This window comes from Amycolatopsis sp. NPDC026612, from assembly GCF_040638285.1.
Lineage (GTDB): Bacteria > Actinomycetota > Actinomycetes > Mycobacteriales > Pseudonocardiaceae > Amycolatopsis.
Map to the genome: position 1 here is coordinate 292,462 of NZ_JBEZYB010000001.1, position 19,428 is coordinate 311,889.

Consider the following 19,428-nt stretch of genomic DNA (forward strand, 5'->3'; position numbering starts at 1 on the left):
AGTGACCGCATCATCGTGGCTGCTGGTGGCCCTCCCCGGTCTCGGCGCGCTGATCCTGCTGCTGGCGGGTAAGCGGGCCAAGGCCTGGGGGCATCTGCTCGGCTGTGCCACCGTCACCCTCGCCTTCGTCTACGGGCTGATCCTGTTCTTCACCGCCGACACGGGCACCACGACCGACACCAAGGTCTACTCGTGGATCCCGGTCGGCCAGCTGCAGGTGGACTTCGGGCTGCGGATCGACGCACTGTCGCTGACGTTCGTGCTGCTCATCACCGGCGTCGGCATGCTGATCCACTACTACTCGATCGGCTACATGGCCGACGACGAGGGCCGGTACCGCTTCTTCGCGTACCTGAACCTCTTCGTCGCCTCGATGCTGATCCTGGTGCTGGGCAACAGCTTCGTGACGCTGTACCTCGGCTGGGAAGGCGTGGGTCTCGCGTCCTACCTGCTCATCGGCTGGTACCAGGGCCGCCCGTCCGCCGCGACCGCGGCGAAGAAGGCGTTCCTGATGAACCGCGTCGGCGACGTCGGGCTCGCGCTGGCGATCTTCATCATGTTCAAGTACGCGGGCTCGACCGGCTACGCGCAGGTCTTCCAGGCGGTCGCCGACGGCAAGTTCTCGCCGGGCGCGATCACCGCGATGGCGATCCTGCTCCTGCTGGGTGCCTGCGGTAAGTCCGGCCAGTTCCCGCTGCAGGCGTGGCTCCCGGACGCGATGGAAGGCCCGACCCCGGTGTCGGCCCTGATCCACGCGGCGACGATGGTGACCGCGGGTGTCTACCTGGTGGCCCGCTCGAAGGACATCTTCAACGCCACCGAGGACGGCAGGCTGATCGTCACGCTGGTCGGCACGGTGACCCTGCTGCTCGGGTGCATCATCGGCTGCGCGTACGACGACATCAAGAAGGTCCTCGCGTACTCCACGGTCAGCCAGATCGGCTACATGATGCTGGCCGTCGGCCTCGGGCCGATCGCGTACGCGCTGGGCATCATGCACCTGGTCGCGCACGGCTTCTTCAAGGCCGGTCTGTTCCTCGGGGCCGGGTCGGTCATGCACGGCATGAACGACGAGGTCGACATGCGGAAGTTCGGCGGCCTGCGCAAGCACATGCCGATCACCTTCATCACCTTCGGCCTCGGCTACCTGGCCCTGATCGGCATCCCGCCGCTGTCGGGCTTCTTCACCAAGGACGCGATCATCGAAGCGGCGTTCGGCCAGGGCGGCTGGCGTGGCTGGGTGATGGGCGGCGCGGCGCTGCTCGGCGCCGGGCTCACCGCCTTCTACATGACCCGCCTGATGATGATGACGTTCTTCGGCAAGGAGCGCTGGAAGGACCTCAAGAGCGCCGACGGGCACGACTTCCACCCGCACGAGTCCAAGGCGATCATGTGGATCCCGATGGCGGTGCTGGCGGTCGGTTCGGTCGGCGCCGGCGCGTTCTTCGCCCTCGGTGATCGCTTCTCCGAGTGGCTGACCCCCTCGGTCGGCAAGCTGGAGGAAGCGCACCACTCGCCGCTGAACGCTGGTGTCATCTCCGCGGCCGCCATCGCCTTCTCGGTGCTGGGCGTGCTGATCGCGTACCTGATCTTCCGCCGTGACGTCCCCGTCGAGCAGCCCCAGCGGGTCTCGTTCGTCACCCGGGCGGCACGCAAGGACCTGTACGGCAACACGCTCAACGAGACGCTGATCGCCCGTCCGGGCACCTGGCTCTCGCGGGCGCTGGTGTTCGTCGACAACCGCGGCGTCGACGGCGCGGTCAACGGTCTGGCCGCCTCCCTCGGCGGCGGCTCCGGCCGGCTGAGGCGGCTCCAGACCGGGTTCGTCCGGTCCTACGCGCTGTCGATGCTCGGCGGCACGTTCCTGCTTCTGGCGGCTCTCCTGCTGGTGAGGTTCTCCTGATGACCTGGTTGCTCATCCTCATCCTGGTGCCGCTCGCCGGCTCCCTGGTGCTGGCGTTCCTCAAGGGGAACGACCGCGCCGCGGTGCTGGCCGCGCTGGCGTTCTCGATCCTCGAGTTCCTGCTGATCATCCCGTTCTGGCTCAGCTACTCGCCTTCGGGCGCGCGGCTGCAGATGACGTCGAGCTTCGACTGGATCCCGAGCTTCGGGGTGCACATCGCGTTCGGCACCGACGGCATCTCGCTGATCATGATCGCGGTGATCGCGCTGCTGGTGCCGATCGTCGTCGGCGGGCTCGGCACGCTGGACAAGCTGCCGGCGGGCCGCAGCGCGGGCGGGTTCCTCTCGCTGATCCTGCTGCAGGAGGCGCTCACGATCGGCGTGTTCGCCGCGACCGACGTCTTCCTGTTCTACGTGCTGTTCGAGATCATGCTGATCCCGATGTACTTCCTCATCGGCGGCTACGGCGGCGCGAACCGGCAGTACGCGGCGGTGAAGTTCTTCCTGTACTCGTTCCTCGGCGGCCTGATCATGCTGGCGTCGGCGATCGGGGCGTACTCGCTCGCGAAGGACAAGCTCGGGCACGGCACCTTCGACTGGGCCACGCTCGTCACGGTCGTCCGCGACGCGCCGCTGTCCACGCAGATCTGGCTGTTCCTCGGGTTCTTCCTGGCGTTCGCGATCAAGGCGCCGCTGGTGCCGTTCCACACCTGGCTGCCGGACGCGGCGGGGGAGGCGCCGATCGGCGTCGCCGTCCTGCTGGTCGGCGTGCTGGACAAGGTCGGCACGTTCGGGTTCCTGCGCTACTGCCTGCCGATGTTCCCGGACGCGAGCCGGACCCTGGCCCCGCTGGTGCTGGTGCTCTCGGTGATCGGTGTCCTCTACGGCTCGATCCTCGCCGCGGGGCAGCGGGACATGAAGCGGTTCATCGCCTACGTGTCCATCGCGCACTTCGGCTTCATCTCGCTCGGCATCTTCGCGTTCAACGAGCAGGCGATGGTCGGCTCGGCGACGTACATGCTGAACCACAGCCTGGCGACCGGCATGCTGATCGTGGTGATCGGCCTGGTCATCGCGCGCGGCGGGTCGTCGAAGATCTCCGACTACGGCGGCATGGCGAAGGTGACCCCGCTGCTGGCGGGCCTGTTCCTGCTCGCCGGTCTGTCGACGCTTTCGCTGCCGGGCACCAACTCGTTCGTCTCGGAGTTCCTGGTGCTCATCGGGTCCTTTGTGGACCAGCCGGTGTACACGATCCTCGCCACGGTGGGCATGGTCCTGGCCGCGGCGTACGTCCTGTGGCTCTACCAGCGCGTCATGCAGGGTCCCCTCCGCGGTGCTGCTGTGTTGTCGCCGGCCCCGGCTGGGCCTCCCACCCCGGCCAGCGTGGAGTCGGGTGGCGCTGTAACCACCGCCATCGCGCCGGAGCTGGGCGCCAAGAAGGCGATCCGCGACCTGAACGGCCGGGAGATCGCGATTCTCGCGCCGCTGGTCGTGCTGATCATCGTCCTCGGCTTCTACCCGAAGCCGGTGCTCGACACAGTCACCCCGACGGTGCAGCAGACGCTGTCCGCGGTCCAGGGAGGCAAGTAACCGTGCTCGACATCCTCCTGACCCAGGCACCGGAGCCACCGATCCAGGTGCCGTCGGTCGACTACCCGGCCGTGCTGCCGGTGCTGATCGTCTTCGGCGCGGCGTGCGTCAGCGTGCTGGTCGAGGCGTTCGCTTCGAAGCGCTCGCGGTTCGGTGTCCAGGTCGGGCTGAGCCTGGCGGCGATCGTCGCGGCGGGCGTCAGCCTGATCATCTACGCCACGGGCAACGCACCCGCGGGCGGCGTCACGACGTTCAGCGGCGCGATCTCGATCGACCGGCCGGCGCTGTTCCTCTGGGGCACGCTGCTCGCCCTGGCGGTCGGTGCGGTGCTGCTGATCTCCGACCGCGTCGTCGAGCCGGGCGGCGCGTTGGTCGCCCAGGCGGGCATCCGCCCGGGCACGGTCCAGGATCGCGCCCAGACGGCGACCGTCATGCAGACCGAGGTCTTCCCGCTCACGCTGTTCGCGCTCGGCGGCATGATGGCGTTCTGCGCGGCGAACGACCTGCTGACGATGTTCATCGCGCTGGAAGTGCTTTCGCTGCCGCTGTACCTGATGTGCGGCCTGGCCCGTCGTCGCCGCCTGCTGTCGCAGGAAGCGGCGGTGAAGTACTTCTTGCTCGGTGCGTTCTCGTCGGCGTTCTTCTTGTACGGTCTCGCGCTGCTGTACGGCTACGCGAACTCCGTGAAGCTCGGTGCCATCGCGGCCGCGGCGGCCGGTTCGGACCGCTCGGACACGCTGCTGTTCGCCGGGCTGGGTCTCTTGGTGGTCGGCCTGCTGTTCAAGGGCTCGGTCGGCCCGTTCCACACGTGGACCCCGGACGTGTACCAAGGATCGCCGACGCCGGTGACGGCGTTCATGGCGGCGTGCACGAAGGTCGCGGCGTTCGGCGGGATCCTGCGCGTGCTGTCGGTGGCGTTCTCCTCGACCAGCTGGGAGTGGCGCGGCGTCCTCTGGGGCGTGGCGATCATCTCGATGGTGATCGGCGCGGTGCTGGGCCTGACGCAGACCGACGTCAAGCGCATGGTGGCGTACTCGTCGATCGCCCACGCGGGCTTCCTGCTCGTGGGGGCGATCGCGATGACGAAGGACGGCCTGTCGAGCACGCTGTTCTACCTGCTGGCGTACGGCTTCACGACGCTGGCGACGTTCGGCGTGATCAGCCTGGTCCGCGACTCCTCGGGCGAGGCGACGCACCTCTCGGCGTGGGCCGGGCTGGCGAAGCGGTCGCCGCTGCTGGCCGGGGTGTTCACGTTCCTGCTGCTGGCACTGGCCGGGATCCCGTTGACATCGGGGTTCGTCGGCAAGTTCGTGGTGTTCTCGGCGGCGCTGTCGGACGGCATGGCCCCGCTGGTGGTGGTGGCCCTGGTGTTCAGCGCGGTGGCGGCGTTCTTCTACCTGCGCGTGATCGTGTTGATGTACTTCTCCGAGCCGGCGGCGGACGGACCTTCGGTATCGGTCCCGGGCTTCGGCACCGGAACGGCGATCTTCCTCGGCACGGCGGTGACGCTGGTGCTCGGTTTGGTCCCGGCGTTCGCCTTGTCGTGGGCCGGTGCGGGCGGTTTCGCTTTCTGAGGTTCTTCTTCGGGCCGCCACTCCTCTGGTTGGGGGAGTGGCGGCCTTATTTCAGTTTTTGGCTCAGTTTTCCGGGTTCCCCGGGCAGGACGCTGATGTAGCCGTCGGCGAGGGCGAACCCGACGCGCCCGGCGTCGAAGTCGAGGTAGCTGACGGTTTTGCCGTCGGTCTGGAGCTGCCCGACTCCGTAGTGGGGCTGCTGGAAGAGGGCGTCGAGTTCCTGCGCTTCCCGGCTGCGGGCGGGAGCGTCGTCGAAGACGTCACTTTCCGGTCCTTGCCGGAAGTCTTCCTGCGGCAGTGAGAAGGGCTTGAGAGCCGCTGGCCGGTATTCGGGCAGGTGCGCCACGAGGGCATCGGCGGGGTGGGTGTCGGGTGAGAGGCCCGCGAGTTCGACGTGGTTCCCCCGGCAGACGACGCTGACAGCGGTACGGTTTCTTTTCGCGATGAGTACGCCGATTTGCCCGGCGGTGTCCCGGGCGTGGGCGAAGAATTCCTGAGCCGGGCGATCGATGAGGTGCAGGATCTCTTCGAACTCCGGCGTGAAGCCGTCACCCTGGATGAAGCCGTACGGGCTGAGTTCTTCGAAGGCTTCCCGATTGACCCGGTGTCTAGCGGACGGCGGGATGTAGCGAAGCCCTTTCGCGAAGACGGCATGCGGATCACCGCAGCCGACGTTGCGCATGGCGGTGAGCAGGGTGTTCAGTGAGAAGACGGCGTGGAGCACCACTTTGTTCTTCCTCCCCGTTGTGTGGCGCTTTACTGTTTCTTGGCCCGGTTCTCACCGATGACCGGCGGCATCGGTTTCTCGATGAATCCGCCGAAGGTTTCGTCGGGATCGGGATTCCGCAGGTAGGCTGCCCTTTTCTTTTCGCGGTCTTCTTCTTTGCCGCCACGCCCGTTCATCGGGGCGCCCATGGGCGTGCCGTTGGCGCCGCGGGGGCCGGCGGAGCCGCGGGCCGAGTTGGCGCCGGGGAAGCGTTCCTCGGGGAGCCGTGCACCGGTGCCGTTCCCGGGGCCGCGCACGCCGGGTTGGTCAGACCTGCCACCCGGGCCGATGCCGGTGTTGCGCCCGGTTCCTGTCCCGGTCCCTATCCCGGTGCCGGTACCAGTCCCGGTTCCTGCCCCGGTGCCGGTCCCAGTTCCGGTTACCGTTCCGGGTCGGTACTCGGTGCCGGTTCCGGGTCCGAAGCCGCCGATGCCTGGCCAGTTCGTCCCGGTGCCGGTCAGGTTGCGGACGGGCTGCCCGGTAGGCCCGAACTCATACCCACCCTGAGCGGCGGGCGGCACGACGGGCTTGGGGACGTAGCTGTTGGCGTGGGTGTTGCCGGTGTTGTCGGTGCTCCCCGGTAGCCGGCCCTGGTTCTGGAACTGGCTCGGTGTCTGAGGCCGGTTCGTGAGCGGGTCCCGGGTCTGATCGGTGACGTTGCGCGTCTCCTGTTTCGCGACCTGGTCCCGTCCGGTCTGTCGATCTTGCGCGGTAAGCCGGGGCTGCCGTGGGTTCCGCGTCCATCCGGCGTCGGTGTTCGTGGTGCTTCTGGTGTCCGCGGTTTCGCTCAGGGAGACCGGCGCCCCGGAGTCGGCGAGCTGCGCGTACTGGGCGGGCATCTGCCCACCGTTGGCGGTGCTGGCGGAGTGATAGGCACCGAAGGCATCGATGTTGGCCTGGCTGTCAGCCTGCCACCCGGCGACTTTGGTGTTGTAGGAGTCCCACCCCTTGCCGGTGAGCACGTTGAGCACATCATCCGTCCCCAGTTCGGGCGGCTCCGGAGGAACGGGCTTGACGGAGTTCTTGGCAGTACCAAAGGCATCCATCTGAGCCCCAACGGCAGTCTGGGCATTCTTGAGATGAACAGCATCATCAGCAGCAGCTTGCACCAGAGGCCGCGTGGCATCGGCGGCGGAATCCCCGGCGTCGCCGCGCCAGCCGGACATGGTCTTGGCCCGGAGGGCGTTGATCCGCTGGGCTCGCTCGACCATCCTGCTGGTCAACTGGCTGGCGCCTACTTGTGCGGCCTCCAGTGACGGGGTGCCTTTCCCGCTCGTGATCTGCTCGTAGATTTGAGTGGCGGTAAGTGGTCCTTCGGTAACCATTTTTTCACCTGGCCTGGAGGTTGTTCAAGACGGTCGCCGTCACCTCGTGGGCTGCGGCACAGGGATCCTTTTTGCCGATGTTTCCCTCAGAAAGGGCTACCGACACGTCGATGATGTCTTGATTGCTGGTTCCCAGGGCGATCGCGCACTTGCCATTGGTGGTCCGCAGGTCGGCCTGTCCGTAGGCGACGGTCGGGTAGCCGTCGACCGGCTCCATGGGAATGAACAAGGGGAAAGTGGTCCCTTGTTGCTGATAGATCGCGGTCAAGCCACGCCGGTTCTTGGTGACGTAGATGACCGAGACCGCGGCCTGAGTGACCGCTCTCGGGTGCCAGAAGCAGGAGGGTCCGGCCTCGTCGGTCGGATTTTCCTTCGGCTCCACATCCGAACCGAGCAGTTTGGCGATCTGTGTGTCCGTGAGCGTCGTGCAGGGCTTTTGCTGGAACTGAGTAGTGTCGATTGGACTCGGTACGGCAGGTACGCCTGCGCCGGGAAGTTGCGAGGCCGGATCGCCGGTCTTGGAGGTGATCGAGCTCATCGGCGAAGGCGTAGCTGTGCCGTTCTGAGTGGTGGTGCACGCGGCGACGAGTAGCATCGTCGCACTCAATCCGAGCAGCAAAGGACGCTTCACAGACTGCCTCCGGACTGGTTGATCTCCGTCGAGTGGGCGTCTTCGGCGGCGGCATATTTGCCCAGTGCTGTCTGAAATTTGGCAGCCATGGCGCGACAATAGGACTCACGCTCCTCAAGTGTGGAGATGAGCGCTGTGCCCGACTGGCGAATCAGTTCGGCGTTGCCGCCGCTGGCGTATTCGAGGCCAGGGCCCTCGGCGGTGGCTATCGCGCGTGCCCTGCTCAGATCGTCTGCGAACTCATTCGCCAGGTCGTTCCACTCGTGCATCAGTTGACGCAACGTCTCGACGTCATACTCGAACCCGCCACCACCCCCACCGCCATACGACCCCGCCCCCGGCTCAACCGGCGGCAACGGCGCCCGCTGAGTGGTCGGGTCGTACGTCGGTGGCCGGCTCTCAGGCATCGCTCGTCACCGTCGTCATCAGCTCTCCCCTAGCTTGCAGTGTGCTCCACCCCGAGCACTCTGCGTATCCGACGCCTCGCACCCTACCAGGGTTCCCCACTTCGCAAGATCAGCCGGAACAGCAGGTCACGAGGGCCGCGGCCGTCCTCTCGGCGGTGTCCCGGGCCGCGGCCCCCGTGACGTCTAGGGGGTGGGGGAACAGCTTGTGTGGCCCAATGTCACCTGGCCGCTGATGCCCGATGCCGGGAGGAAGTCGATGCGCAGCATCGTCAAGCCGATGCTGCCGTCGCCGGGGAGGTTCTGGGTGTTGAACACCGCGTTCGCCAGCACCGTTCCGTTGGCCTTCTTGATCGGGGACACGTATCCCACCGGCACCGGGGACGGCGGGTTCGGGATCCCCGACAGGCCGCCATACGTCCAGTTCGCGCTCGTCTGCGTCTGGGTCGCCTCGCACGTCACCGTGAAACTCCCCAGCTTGACGCGCGGGCCGCCCGCGGTCACGAGGGCCGACAACTCGAAGTTCTTGCCCGTCGCGGTGGACTTCGTCGACGTCGCGTCCGTGTTCGGGTCCGTCACCGTTGTCGTGCAGGACGAACTGCCGCCGCCGAACGTGATGCCCGGCTTCGAGATCGGCTGGGCCGTTGCGCTCGTCGGGCCGTCGAGGGAACAGTGACCCTGTGTCGGGACCTTGATCGTCGTTCCCGCTTTCGTGAACTCGGCCGAGCCGATGTGGGCCACGCCCGGTTGCGTGGCCGCCTGCGCCGGCGCTGTCACGGCCAATGCGGCCACCGCCAGCGTTCCCGCGAGCCCGGCCCGCCTCGCCATGGTGCTGCGCATGTCGCTGTCCTCCTCGCCGCCCGGAGCCGCCGTGGTCGGCGGCTCTTCCACGCTTGAATATCCGCCCGCCGGAGACGTCCGTTGCGCCCGGAATCTCCGATCACCCCTTCGTGGATCAAGAACCACCCGGTGGGTGGCGGTGGCCGGGAACCCGCCGCGGTGTCATGTTCGTCACCGTTTCCGCAGGACAGCGGGTAAACGACCGCGCCGCGTAGCCACTACGCTCAAGGGGCAACCCGACCGGTGCACGAGTAGAAGCGGAGCCGACGTGTCTGTGCCTTCCCCAGCCCCCGGGGCGGGATCCCTCCCCGCTGCGCCGGGCGGCGCCCTCGACGACCTGCGGGCGTCGGTCGGCCTGCAGATCGCCGACGAATCCCTGCTGCGCTCGATCGCCGTCGGCCTGACCGAGGTCGAAAAGCTGCTGCGCGAGGTAGTCCGCAGCGACGTCCAGGCCGTCAACGACGCCGCGTTGCACCTGGTCGAGGCCGGGGGCAAACGCTTCCGTCCACTGTTCACGCTGCTCTCCGCGCAGTTCGGCCCGAAGCAGGACGACCACGTGGTGATCGCCGCCGCCGCGGTCGAGCTGGTGCACCTGGCCACGCTCTACCACGACGACGTCATGGACGAGGCCACCATGCGGCGCGGCGCCGAGAGCGTCAACGCCCGCTGGGACAACACCATCGCCATCCTCACCGGCGACTTCCTCTTCGCCCACGCTTCGCGCCTGGTCGCCGACCTCGGCACGGACGCCGCGCGGATCATCGCCGAGACCTTCGGCGAGCTGGTCACCGGCCAGATGCGCGAGACCGTCGGCCCCGGCCCGGGTGACGACGCCGTCGCGCACTACCTCACCGTCATCGCCCAGAAGACCGGCTCGCTGATCGCCACGTCCGGCCGGTTCGGCGGCATGATGTCCGGCGCCGCCGAGGAGCACATCGAGGCGCTGCGCCGGTTCGGCGACATCGTCGGCACCGCGTTCCAGATCTCCGACGACATCATCGACATCGCCTCGCCGTCCGACGAGCTCGGCAAGGCGCAGGGCACCGACCTGCGCGAAGGCGTCCGGACGCTGCCGATGCTGTACGCGCTGGCCGACCCGGGCACCGACCCCCGGCTGGTGGAGCTGCTGTCCGGCCCGATCGCCGAGGACGCACTCGTGCAGGAAGCGCTGGGGCTGCTGCGGGTCAGTAGCGGACTCGATCGAGCACGCGTCACCCTTTCCGACTACGCTCAGCGCGCGCGAGCCGAGCTCACCGCGCTGCCCGCATCACCCGCCCGGGACGCCTGCGAGTCGGTCGCCGACTACCTGGTCGCGCGCACGCGCTAAGCCTGAACAGGGGCAGGAAAAGATGTCCATATTCGGACAGGTCTGGCTGTGGAGCCTCGCCGCGTTCTTCGTCGGCGTCGTCCTCGCCTGGCTGGTGCTCGTGCTACCGCTCCGCAAGAGCGTCCGCCGGCTGGAAAGCGCGCTGGCGCAGGCCCACGCCGACGCCGCGCGCACTCCCGCGAACGCGGCGGCGGTGATCGGCAGCGACGTGTTCACGCGGCCGGAGCCGCGACCCGCCCCGGAGCCGTCCCGCCAGGAGACGTCCTACCCCGGCACGCTGGTCGCCGCGCCGCCGATCCACCGCGACGACGTCCACGACGACATCGACGAGGACTTCGCCGAGCTGGACGCCCAGGTGCCGTCGCGGAGGCCGCCGGAGCCGGTGACCGAGCCGGTGCCGTCGCCGGAGCCGGAGCCCGCGGAAGACGACCCGTACCGCAGCGCGGCCACCCACTACCTGACGCCGGAAGCCGAGCCGGAGCCGGAAGACCCCTACCACGCCACCGCGACCGAGTACCTGGTCCCGGCCGGGGAATCGTTCGAAGACGAAGACGAGGCGGAACCCGCTTCGCCGGCACTGTCGCGGCTCGAGCAGCAGACCGACCCGGACTCCGCGGGCTCGCTGTTCCGGCCGCCGTCCGACGAAGAGGACTGGTTCGACCGCGAGGCACCGAGCGAGCGGTCGGCGTTCGAGGAGCCGGTGGAGCGCACGCGGTACATCGGCGAACACCCCGGTTCGGTACGCAACGACGAGCCGGACGAGCCCGAGCCGCCGCAGTACGCCTTCGGTGGCGACGTCGCCGACGGAGAGCCGGCCGTGCCTCCGGAGACCCCGGCCGAGGCGACGCAGGTGCTGCCGAAGCGGCAGCCTCGAGGCGTGGTGCGCGGCGGATTCGACGCGCCCCAGCCGATCCAGCCGTCGATGCGCACGGTCGAGCGCCGCGAGCCCGACCTGTCCGGCGCGCACAGCGGCTCGCTGTTCGAACCGTCGGTGCAGCCGAACCAGGCAGCCGCCGGGGTCGTGGCGCCGGAACCGCCTCCCGCGCGGCAGGCGGCGGGCGACTCCGTGCCGCCGGGCCCGTTCGGCCCCGGTTCGGCGATGCCACGCCCGGGCGGCGGGTCGCCCAGCGACGCCTTCGCCGTGAAGGCCAGCGTCACGGCTTTGCGGTACTGCACCGAGGAATCGGCGCAGTTCCCGAAGATGGTCGCCGAGGTCTGGTTCCGGACGGCGGAGGACGCCGAGCGTGTCGGGTTCCGCCCGCTCAGCTGACCTTCAACGGCGCGGCTGGAACAGCACGAGCGCGGCCCCGCCGGGATCGGTGACCACCACCAGCGAGCCGACCGGCAGGTCGGTGCGCTCGCGCACCAGGGTTCCGCCCAGTTCCAGGGCCTTCGCCGTGGCGGCGTCCACATCGGACACCGGCGCGTAGGGGAGCCACTGCGGGGTCCGGTCGTCGCCGGGGACGAGTTCGGTGAGGCCTCCCCACGGCGCTCCTCCGGTCGTCAGCAGGGTGTCGTTCGCCTCCCAGCCCAGCAATTCGGTGAAGAACCGCTTGCTGCCCTCGGCATCGGCGGTACGGACGTCGAAGAACACGAACGGCAAATCAGGTCGCATGACCTAAACCATAGGACATGTGTCCCAAGAGGGGCAACCCCGGAAACGCCGAAGGCCGCCATGCACCGGGCATGACGGCCTTCGGGGAAAGCGCGTTACGCGACCGTCCAGGTGTCCTTACCGCGCAGCAGGGCCTGCAGGTCGGGCGTGCGGGCCGCGCGGGCCTGCTCGACCTGGGCGCGGGCGCCGTCGTCGTACGTCGGGCGCTCGACCTGGCGGAGGATGCCCGTCGGGACGTGGTTCAGGCTCTGGTCGCCCAGGCGCGACAACGCGAACGCGTACGACGTGTCCACGATCGACGGGTCGTGCACCACGATGTCGTCTTCGCCGATGTCCGCGATCTTGGCGACGTCCAGGCCACCCCAGTCGCCGCGCTTGACGCCGAACTCCTGGTTCGGGCCGAAGCGGATCGGCTCTCCGGCGCGCAGCGGGATCAGGCGCGTCGCGGCCTCGTCGGCGTCCTTGAGGACGTCGAACGCGCCGTCGTTGAAGATCGGGCAGTTCTGGTAGATCTCGACCAGCGCCGACCCGCGGTGCTGCGCCGCGGCCTCCAGGACCTCGGTAAGGCCCTTGCGGTCGGAGTCCATCGCCCGGCCCACGAACGACGCCTCCGCGCCGATCGCCAGCGACAGCGGGTTGAACGGCGTGTCCACCGAACCCATCGGCGTCGACTTCGTGACCATGCCCTGCCCGGACGTCGGCGAGTACTGGCCCTTGGTCAGGCCGTAGATCCGGTTGTTGAACAGCAGGATCTTGATGTTCACGTTGCGCCGCAGCGCGTGGATCAGGTGGTTGCCGCCGATGGACAGTGCGTCGCCGTCACCGGTGACGACCCACACCGACAGGTCCGGCCGCGTGGTGGCCAGCCCGGTCGCGATCGACGGCGCCCGGCCGTGGATCGAGTGCATGCCGTAGGTGTTCAGGTAGTACGGGAACCGCGACGAGCAGCCGATGCCCGAGATGAAGACGATGTTCTCGCGCTTGAGCCCCAGCGTGGGGAGGAAGGACTGGACCGCGTTCAGCACGACGTAGTCGCCGCAGCCGGGGCACCAGCGGACTTCCTGGTCGGACTTGTAGTCCTTGGACTTCTGCGGCTCCTCGGTGGTGGGCACAAGGTCCAGGCCGCCGAGATTGGGGATCCCCAGATCAATCGCGGTCATTTGCCGCCTCCGTAGCAATGCTGGTGATGATCTCCGAGAACAGGTTCTGCAGCTCTTCGGCCTTGAACGCCATCCCGGCGACCTTGGTGTGCGAGTGGACGTCCACCAGGTACTTCGCGCGCAGGAGCAGCGACAGCTGGCCCAGGTTCATCTCCGGCACCACGACCTTGTCGTAGCTGCGCAGGACGTCGCCGAGGTTGGCCGGGAACGGGTTGAGGTGCCGCAGGTGCGCCTGCGCGATCGGCAGGCCGAGCTTGCGCACGCGCCGGCAGGCCGCGCCGATCGGGCCGAACGACGAACCCCAGCCGAGCGCGAGCACCCGGGCCTTGCCGCCGCTCGGGTCGTCGACCACGACGTCGGGGACGTCGATGCCGTCGATCTTCGCCTGCCGCAGCCGGACCATCTTGTCGTGGTTGTCGGGGTCGTAGGAGATGTGGCCGGTCCGGTCGGCCTTCTCCAGCCCGCCGATGCGGTGCTGCAGGCCGGGCGTGCCCGGGATCGCCCAGGCGCGGGCGAGGGTCTCGGGGTCGCGGACGTACGGCCAGAACTCGCCGGAGTCGTTGTCGGAGTTGGGTGCGGTCGCGAACTCGACCCGCAGGTCGGGCAGGCTGCCGACGTCCGGCACCAGCCAGGGCTCGGAGCCGTTGGCGATCGCGCCGTCCGACAGCAGCAGCACCGGGGTGCGGTACTTCAACGCGATCCGGGTCGCCTCGACGGCCGCGTCGAAGCAGTCCGCGGGGGACAGTGGCGCGACGATCGGGACAGGCGATTCGCCGTTGCGGCCGAACATGGCCTGCAGCAGGTCGGCCTGCTCGGTCTTGGTCGGCAGCCCGGTCGACGGGCCGCCGCGCTGGACGTCGATGACGACCAGCGGCAGCTCGACCATCACGCCGAGGCCGACGGCTTCGGACTTCAGCGCGACGCCCGGCCCGGACGTCGAGGTGACGCCGAGCGCGCCGCCGTAGGACGCGCCGAGCGCGGCGCCGATGCCGGCGATCTCGTCCTCGGCCTGGAACGTGATGATGCCGAAGTTCTTGTGCTTGGACAGCTCGTGGAGGATGTCCGACGCCGGGGTGATCGGGTACGTGCCGAGCAGGATCTGCAGGCCCGACTGCTGCCCGGCGGCCACGATGCCGTAGGCCAGCGCGGTGTTGCCGGTGATCTGCCGGTAGGTGCCCTGCTTCAGCTTCGCCGGGGCGACCTGGAACGTCGTCGCGAACGACTCGGTGGTCTCGCCGTAGTTCCAGCCCGCGCGGAAGGCGAGGATGTTCGCCTCGGCGATGTCCGGCTTCTTCGCGAACTTCTCGCGCAGGAACCGCTCGGTGCCCTCGGTCGGCCGGTGGTACATCCACGACAGCAGGCCGAGCGCGAACATGTTCTTGCAGCGCTCGGCGTCCTTCTTGCCGAGGCCGGTGTCGGCGAGCGCGCCCTGGGTCAGGGTCGACATGGCGACCCGGTGCACCTGGTACGCCTCGAGCGAGTCGTCCTCCAGCGGGTCGCTCGCGTAGCCGACCTTGGTGAGGTTGCGCTTGATGAAGTCGTCGGTGTTGAGGATGATCGTCCCGCCGTGCGGCACGTCGGCGAGGTTCGCCTTGAGCGCGGCCGGGTTCATCGCCACCAGCACGTCCGGGCGGTCGCCGGGGGTGAGGATGTCGTAGTCGGCGAAGTGCACCTGGAAGGAGGAGACGCCGGGGATGGTGCCCTGTGGCGCCCGGATTTCGGCGGGGAAGTTCGGCATCGTCGACAGGTCGTTGCCGAACGCGGCGGCCTCGGACGTGAACCGGTCGCCGGTCAGCTGCATGCCGTCACCCGAGTCGCCCGCGAACCGGATGACCACCCGGTCCAGCTTGCTGATCGCGGTCGGCCTGGTTGCGGCGAGCGAGCCGTGACCAGCGCCGTTGCCGTTCGCACTCGTGCTCATGGGTCAGGGATTCCCTCTCTCCCGACGGTACGGCTTCCGTTGGCCTGCCGGTGCCGCGGCTGCGTTCACCAGGTCTACTCCCGAGGTTAGCTCGCCCTCAACACCGATGTTGGTAGTGTCCCGGCTGTTGGGCGACCTCATCGATGCTCTTCACTGTCTCCTCGCAGGTCCGCCAGATACCTGTAACTGATGGTAACGGGCAGGCGCTGCGCTGCGTTGTGATGCGTGTCTCCCGGAGGGTAGAGCGCGCCGGTCGCGTCACGGGCGAGAACGGATCCGGGACCGCATCAGGGAAAGCCGTTCGGCGAACTCCGGTGACGCCAGCGAAGCCAGCTGCGGCCGGATCTCCGCATCGACGGCGTCTTCGTGCCTGGTCAGCGCGGCCGTCGTCCGAAGACTGCGCTTCGTGGCGAGCAGTGCTTTCCGCGGCGCGGCGACGGCGGTGTGCGCCAGCTCACGCGCCGCCGTCAGCAATTCTTCATGACCGCCGTCGACCAGCCGCAGCGCCAGTCCGGCGCGCACCGCCGCCTCGGCGTCCAGGGGCTGCCCGAACAACGTCATCGCGGCGGCTTGCTGCGGGCCGACCAGCCGCTGCGCCATCCAGGTCATCCCGCCGCCGGGGTGCAGCCCGAGTTCGAGGAACCGGGCGACGAACTTCGCCCGCGGCCCGGCCAGCCGGACGTCCGCGGCGAGGGCGAGGTTGAGCCCGGCGCCGACGGCCGCCCCGCCGACCGCCGCGATCGTCGGCAGCGCGCACCGGGCCACGGCGAGGAAGCCCTCGTAGATGGCCCGCAGACCCGGCTCGTCGGCCTCGGCGAGCGTGGACAGGTCGGCGCCGGCGCAGAAGCCGGGCGGTGTGCCGGTGACGACGACGGCGTGCACGGACTCGTCCTGTTCCGCTGCTTCGACCGCCGCCGCGAGCTGGGCGGAGAGGTCGAGGGTCAGCGCGTTCCGGCTGCCGGGAGCGTCGACGGTCAGCACGGCGACGCCGCCCGAGTGCTCGCTGACGATGCTGTCGGTCATGCGGCCAGGGTGGCACGGTCCGGTACCGCCGGTACTGCCGGACCTCACTGCTCCGGACTGGGTGGCCGTTCGAGCAGCCGCGAAAGCACCACCGTGGACACCGTCCGGTCCACGATCTCGAGCCCGCGCAGCCGCTCCAGCGCCGTCTCCAGGTGGTGGATGTCCGCGGCCCGCAGGTGCACGATCGCGTCCGCCGCGCCGGACACCGTGTACGCCGCCACCACCTCCGGCAGGGGCTCCAGCCGCGCGCGGATGCGGGCCGGGGTGATGTTGCCCTGGCACGTGACCTCGACGAACGCCTCCGTGCCCCAGCCCAGCGCCTCCGGGTCGACCACCGCCGTGAAGCCCCGCAGGATGCCCGTTTCCAGCAGCCGGTCGACCCGTCGCTTGACCGCCGGCGCGGAGAGACCGACGACCTTGCCGATCTCCGCGTAGCTTGAGCGGGCGTTCGCCACGAGACACGAAACGATTCGCTGGTCGATGGTGTTCACACGCAACATTTAGCACAGATACGCGCAGCGAACAGCGATTGATTGCGATATTAGGTGCACCTACCCTGCAATCATGCAGGGATCACTGGCCACCCGCGTACCGACCACCCGCCGATACCTGATGTGCCCGCCGCGCTTCTTCGCGGTGGATTACGTGATCAACCCCTGGATGGACCCGACCCAGCCGGTCAGCGCCGACGTCGCGGTGGCGCAGTGGACCGAGCTGCGGGACACCTACCGCCGCCTCGGCCACACCGTCGAGGAGATCGAGCCCCAGCCGGGCCTGCCCGACATGGTCTTCGCCGCCAACTCCGGCACCGTCGTCGACGGCCGCGTGCTCGGCTCGCGGTTCCGCGCGCCGCAGCGCACCGCGGAGGCCGAGCACTTCCGCCGCTGGTTCGTCGAGCACGGCTACCGCGACATCACCATGCCGGAGAAGATCAACGAGGCCGAGGGCGACTTCGCCTGGACCGGCGCCGTGCTGCTCGCCGGCACCGGCTTCCGCACCGACCCGGCCGCGCACGCCGAGGCGCAGGAGGTCCTCGGCGTCCCCGTCGTCTCGCTGCAGCTGGTCGACCCGCGCTACTACCACCTCGACACGGCGCTGTTCGTGCTCGCCGAGGCGACGGACACGACGCGCGCGCAGATCGTCTACTACCCGGACGCGTTCTCGGCGGGCTCGCGCCGCGTGCTGGAGCGGATGTTCCCGGAGGCGGTGCTCGCCACGAAGGAAGACGCGGAGTGCTTCGGCCTCAACGGCGTGTCCGACGGCCGCAACGTCGTTCTCCCCGTCGAGGCCACCCGATTGGGTGAACTTGTCGCGGCGCGCGGGTACGAGCCGGTCTACGTCGACGTCTCCGAGCTGCGGAAAGCCGGCGGCGGCCCGAAGTGCTGCACGCTGGAAATCCGCAAAGGATAAATAACGGCAAAAACGTGTAACTCACCCGTTTGCCACGGCGATTAATCTAAGTAACAAATCGACTACGTGGGGTGGCAGGCGGTGGGAGTGGTGACGGTGATTCTCGTGGTGCACGGGGTCGGGCGGCCGGCGCGCCAGCTCGACCCCGGCGAGGACGAGAGCTGGTTGACCGTCGACCAGTTCGAGCGCGTGCTCGACGTCGCGGCGGACCGCGAAGACATCCGCCTCACCTTCGACGACGGCAACGACTCCGACGTCGGCATCGTGCTGCCCCGGCTGGCCGACCGCGGGTTGACGGCGGAGTTCTTCCCGCTGGCGGGCCGCCTCGGCCAGCGCGGCTGCCTCGACCGCGACGGGCTGCGCGAACTCGCGCGCGCCGGAATGGAGATCGGCTCGCGCGGCTGGGAGCCGCGCGACTGGCGTCGGCTCGACGACCGTCACGCCGACCGCGAGCTGAAGGACGCACCGAAGCTGCTCGGCGACCTGTGCGGCCGCCCGGTGCGGCGCTACTCGCTGCCGTTCGGCGCTTACGACCGGCGCGTGCTCGCCCGGCTGCGGCAGGCGGGAGCCACCCGCGTCTACACGAGCGACGGCGGCGCAGCCCACCGCGACGGCTGGCTGCAGGCCCGCACCGAGCTCCCCCACGACCTCGACGGCGACTGGCTCGACGGCGTCCTCGCCGGCTCCCGGCGGGCGGCGAGCTGGGCGAACCGGCTGTTTCGCCGCGCGGCTCGGTAGGCGCCGCGGCGGCTCGGTAGGTGGCGGGTCGCTGGGGTCGGGTGGGCTGGGTGGTGGCACCGGCTGTCCGAGGCGCTGCCCCGGTCGGCGGTGCGCCGCGCCACCCGGCGGGCGGCTCGCCGAACCGGTCGCGTCCCGGCGATCGGGACACCGGCCACCCCGCCTCTCCCGCCTCCCGGAGCGATGAGCAGCCTTTTCGTCAAATCCGGCCACCTGATGGGAAATTCCCGGACCCGCAGGTCTTGAACCCGCCTCCGCCCGGGGTGCATCCTGGTGCCTCGCCGCCGTAAGGAAAGTTTCCTAACTAAAGGGAGCACCAGGAATGCGGAAACTGATCCTGCTCGCGACGCTGGCGCTGGCCGCGGCCGTGATGCCGTCGGCCCTCGCGTCGGCTTCGCCGGCCCCGTCATCGGCCCAGAACGCGGCGCCGGCCACCGTGGATGCCGCCCCCACCGCCGCCCAGCTGCTCGCGAAGACCACCAGCTGTCAGCAGATCTCGAACGGCAAGTACAAAACCGACGAAGACGTCTCGGGCAAAACGGTCGCCGTCTGCGATGCCAATGGTGCGGTCTTCTGGAAAGCCGACATGGACATCGACTGCGACGGTCAGCGCACCACGCAGTGCAACGAAGACACCGACTGCTGCTTCCAGGCCGACACGGCGTTCCACCAGTCCGACGGCAAGCCGCTCAACGCCGCGAAGCTGCCCTACATCGTCGTGCCGAGCTCCAGCAGCATCTGGAAGTACTCCTCGTCCGGCCTGAAGGGCGGCGGCTCCTGCGCCGTGATCTACAACGGCAAGGTCGAGTACGCGGTCATCGGCGACACCGGGCCGACGCAGATCATCGGCGAAGCCTCCTACGCGACGGCCAAGGACCTCGGCATCAACCCGGACCCGTCGAACGGCGGCACCGACTCCGGCGTCACGTACATCTGCTTCAAGAGCTCGACCGTCTCCCCGATCGAGAACCACGCCAACGCGGTGACCAAGGGGCAGAGCCTCGCCGCCACCTTCGTGAACAACAACTGACGCCACCGATTTACGGCCCGGCGGCGAATCGTGGTCCTTGTCCACGGTCCGCCGCCGGGCCGCCTGCCGGATCGAGACGCAATTCTCACCCGAAACCCTTGCACCTCACCGCAGTATCACGTCTTCCCCCGTTCGCCACCCCGGCGGTAACGATCCTGGGGTGCCCGCCGAC

The 19,428-nt window shown here is 68.9% G+C and carries 18 protein-coding genes; 8 read left to right on the forward strand and 10 right to left on the reverse strand.

The genetic code is table 11. The features are described 5' to 3' along the window. The first annotated feature begins 1 nt into the window (after position 1). The 3 genes from nuoL to nuoN are packed head-to-tail and all read left to right on the forward strand — an operon-like array spanning position 2 to position 5,066. Complete coding sequence (gene nuoL / locus AB0F15_RS01625) at positions 2–1,903, forward strand: NADH-quinone oxidoreductase subunit L (RefSeq protein WP_360263520.1); 1,902 nt, start codon at positions 2–4, stop codon at positions 1,901–1,903. Then, positions 1,903–3,492 carry an NADH-quinone oxidoreductase subunit M gene (locus AB0F15_RS01630; RefSeq protein WP_360263522.1) on the forward strand — a complete coding sequence of 530 codons (1,590 nt, stop codon included), beginning with the start codon at positions 1,903–1,905 and terminating at the stop codon, positions 3,490–3,492. The genes nuoL and AB0F15_RS01630 overlap by 1 nt, the downstream gene beginning before the upstream one ends. Before the next feature lie 2 nt (positions 3,493–3,494). Continuing rightward, positions 3,495–5,066, forward strand: a complete 1,572-nt coding sequence (nuoN, locus tag AB0F15_RS01635; protein WP_360263525.1) for an NADH-quinone oxidoreductase subunit NuoN — start codon at positions 3,495–3,497, stop codon at positions 5,064–5,066. Between the two features lie 46 nt (positions 5,067–5,112). Here nuoN and AB0F15_RS01640 read toward each other — a convergent pair whose 3' ends face one another. The 5 genes from AB0F15_RS01640 to AB0F15_RS01660 form a co-directional block, all read right to left on the reverse strand. Then, a complete protein-coding gene (locus tag AB0F15_RS01640) occupies positions 5,113–5,793 on the reverse strand; it encodes an ESX secretion-associated protein EspG (RefSeq protein WP_360263528.1) in 681 nt (226 codons plus the stop codon). A gap of 29 nt (positions 5,794–5,822) precedes the next feature. Then, complete coding sequence (locus tag AB0F15_RS01645) at positions 5,823–7,157, reverse strand: PPE domain-containing protein (RefSeq protein ID WP_360263531.1); 1,335 nt, start codon at positions 7,155–7,157, stop codon at positions 5,823–5,825. 4 nt (positions 7,158–7,161) lie between these two features. Beyond that, entirely contained in the window at positions 7,162–7,752 is a 591-nt protein-coding gene (locus AB0F15_RS01650; RefSeq protein ID WP_360263845.1) for a DUF3558 domain-containing protein, read from the reverse strand. A 32-nt stretch (positions 7,753–7,784) separates the two neighbouring features. Next, positions 7,785–8,195 carry a hypothetical protein gene (locus AB0F15_RS01655; RefSeq protein WP_360263534.1) on the reverse strand — a complete coding sequence of 137 codons (411 nt, stop codon included), beginning with the start codon at positions 8,193–8,195 and terminating at the stop codon, positions 7,785–7,787. Positions 8,196–8,378: 183 nt separating this feature from the next. Beyond that, the gene (locus AB0F15_RS01660; protein WP_360263848.1) at positions 8,379–9,032 is read right to left on the reverse strand and encodes a hypothetical protein; all 654 of its coding nucleotides are present in this window, start codon (positions 9,030–9,032) and stop codon (positions 8,379–8,381) included. A gap of 274 nt (positions 9,033–9,306) precedes the next feature. Between AB0F15_RS01660 and AB0F15_RS01665 the strand changes: the two genes are divergently transcribed. Together AB0F15_RS01665 and AB0F15_RS01670 are read left to right on the forward strand one after the other, a co-directional pair. After that, a complete protein-coding gene (locus tag AB0F15_RS01665) occupies positions 9,307–10,359 on the forward strand; it encodes a polyprenyl synthetase family protein (protein ID WP_360263851.1) in 1,053 nt (350 codons plus the stop codon). 22 nt (positions 10,360–10,381) lie between these two features. Further along, positions 10,382–11,629: a hypothetical protein gene (locus tag AB0F15_RS01670; RefSeq protein ID WP_360263537.1), complete on the forward strand. Its 1,248-nt coding sequence runs from the start codon at positions 10,382–10,384 to the stop codon at positions 11,627–11,629. Between the two features lie 3 nt (positions 11,630–11,632). On the opposite strand, the gene AB0F15_RS01675 is transcribed toward AB0F15_RS01670, so the two are convergent. From AB0F15_RS01675 to AB0F15_RS01695, 5 genes are all read right to left on the reverse strand, one after another. Next, complete coding sequence (locus tag AB0F15_RS01675; protein WP_360263540.1) at positions 11,633–11,974, reverse strand: VOC family protein; 342 nt, start codon at positions 11,972–11,974, stop codon at positions 11,633–11,635. A 95-nt stretch (positions 11,975–12,069) separates the two neighbouring features. Next, positions 12,070–13,134, reverse strand: coding sequence for a 2-oxoacid:ferredoxin oxidoreductase subunit beta (locus AB0F15_RS01680; protein WP_360263543.1), 1,065 nt, complete (start codon positions 13,132–13,134; stop codon positions 12,070–12,072). After that, complete coding sequence (locus AB0F15_RS01685) at positions 13,121–15,055, reverse strand: 2-oxoacid:acceptor oxidoreductase subunit alpha (RefSeq protein ID WP_360263546.1); 1,935 nt, start codon at positions 15,053–15,055, stop codon at positions 13,121–13,123. The genes AB0F15_RS01680 and AB0F15_RS01685 overlap by 14 nt, the downstream gene beginning before the upstream one ends. Before the next feature lie 258 nt (positions 15,056–15,313). After that, entirely contained in the window at positions 15,314–16,078 is a 765-nt protein-coding gene (locus AB0F15_RS01690) for an enoyl-CoA hydratase (RefSeq protein ID WP_360263549.1), read from the reverse strand. Between the two features lie 44 nt (positions 16,079–16,122). Further along, positions 16,123–16,569, reverse strand: a complete 447-nt coding sequence (locus AB0F15_RS01695) for an Lrp/AsnC family transcriptional regulator (protein ID WP_360263552.1) — start codon at positions 16,567–16,569, stop codon at positions 16,123–16,125. 73 nt (positions 16,570–16,642) lie between these two features. On the opposite strand from AB0F15_RS01695, the gene ddaH reads away from it, so the two are divergent. The 3 genes from ddaH (at position 16,643) to AB0F15_RS01710 (ending at position 19,256) form a co-directional block, all read left to right on the forward strand. Then, positions 16,643–17,488, forward strand: coding sequence for a dimethylargininase (ddaH, locus tag AB0F15_RS01700; protein WP_360263555.1), 846 nt, complete (start codon positions 16,643–16,645; stop codon positions 17,486–17,488). 81 nt (positions 17,489–17,569) lie between these two features. Further along, complete coding sequence (locus AB0F15_RS01705) at positions 17,570–18,226, forward strand: polysaccharide deacetylase family protein (protein ID WP_360263558.1); 657 nt, start codon at positions 17,570–17,572, stop codon at positions 18,224–18,226. A gap of 322 nt (positions 18,227–18,548) precedes the next feature. Next, the gene (locus AB0F15_RS01710; protein ID WP_360263561.1) at positions 18,549–19,256 is read left to right on the forward strand and encodes a glycoside hydrolase family 75 protein; all 708 of its coding nucleotides are present in this window, start codon (positions 18,549–18,551) and stop codon (positions 19,254–19,256) included. The last annotated feature ends 172 nt before the right edge of the window (positions 19,257–19,428 follow it).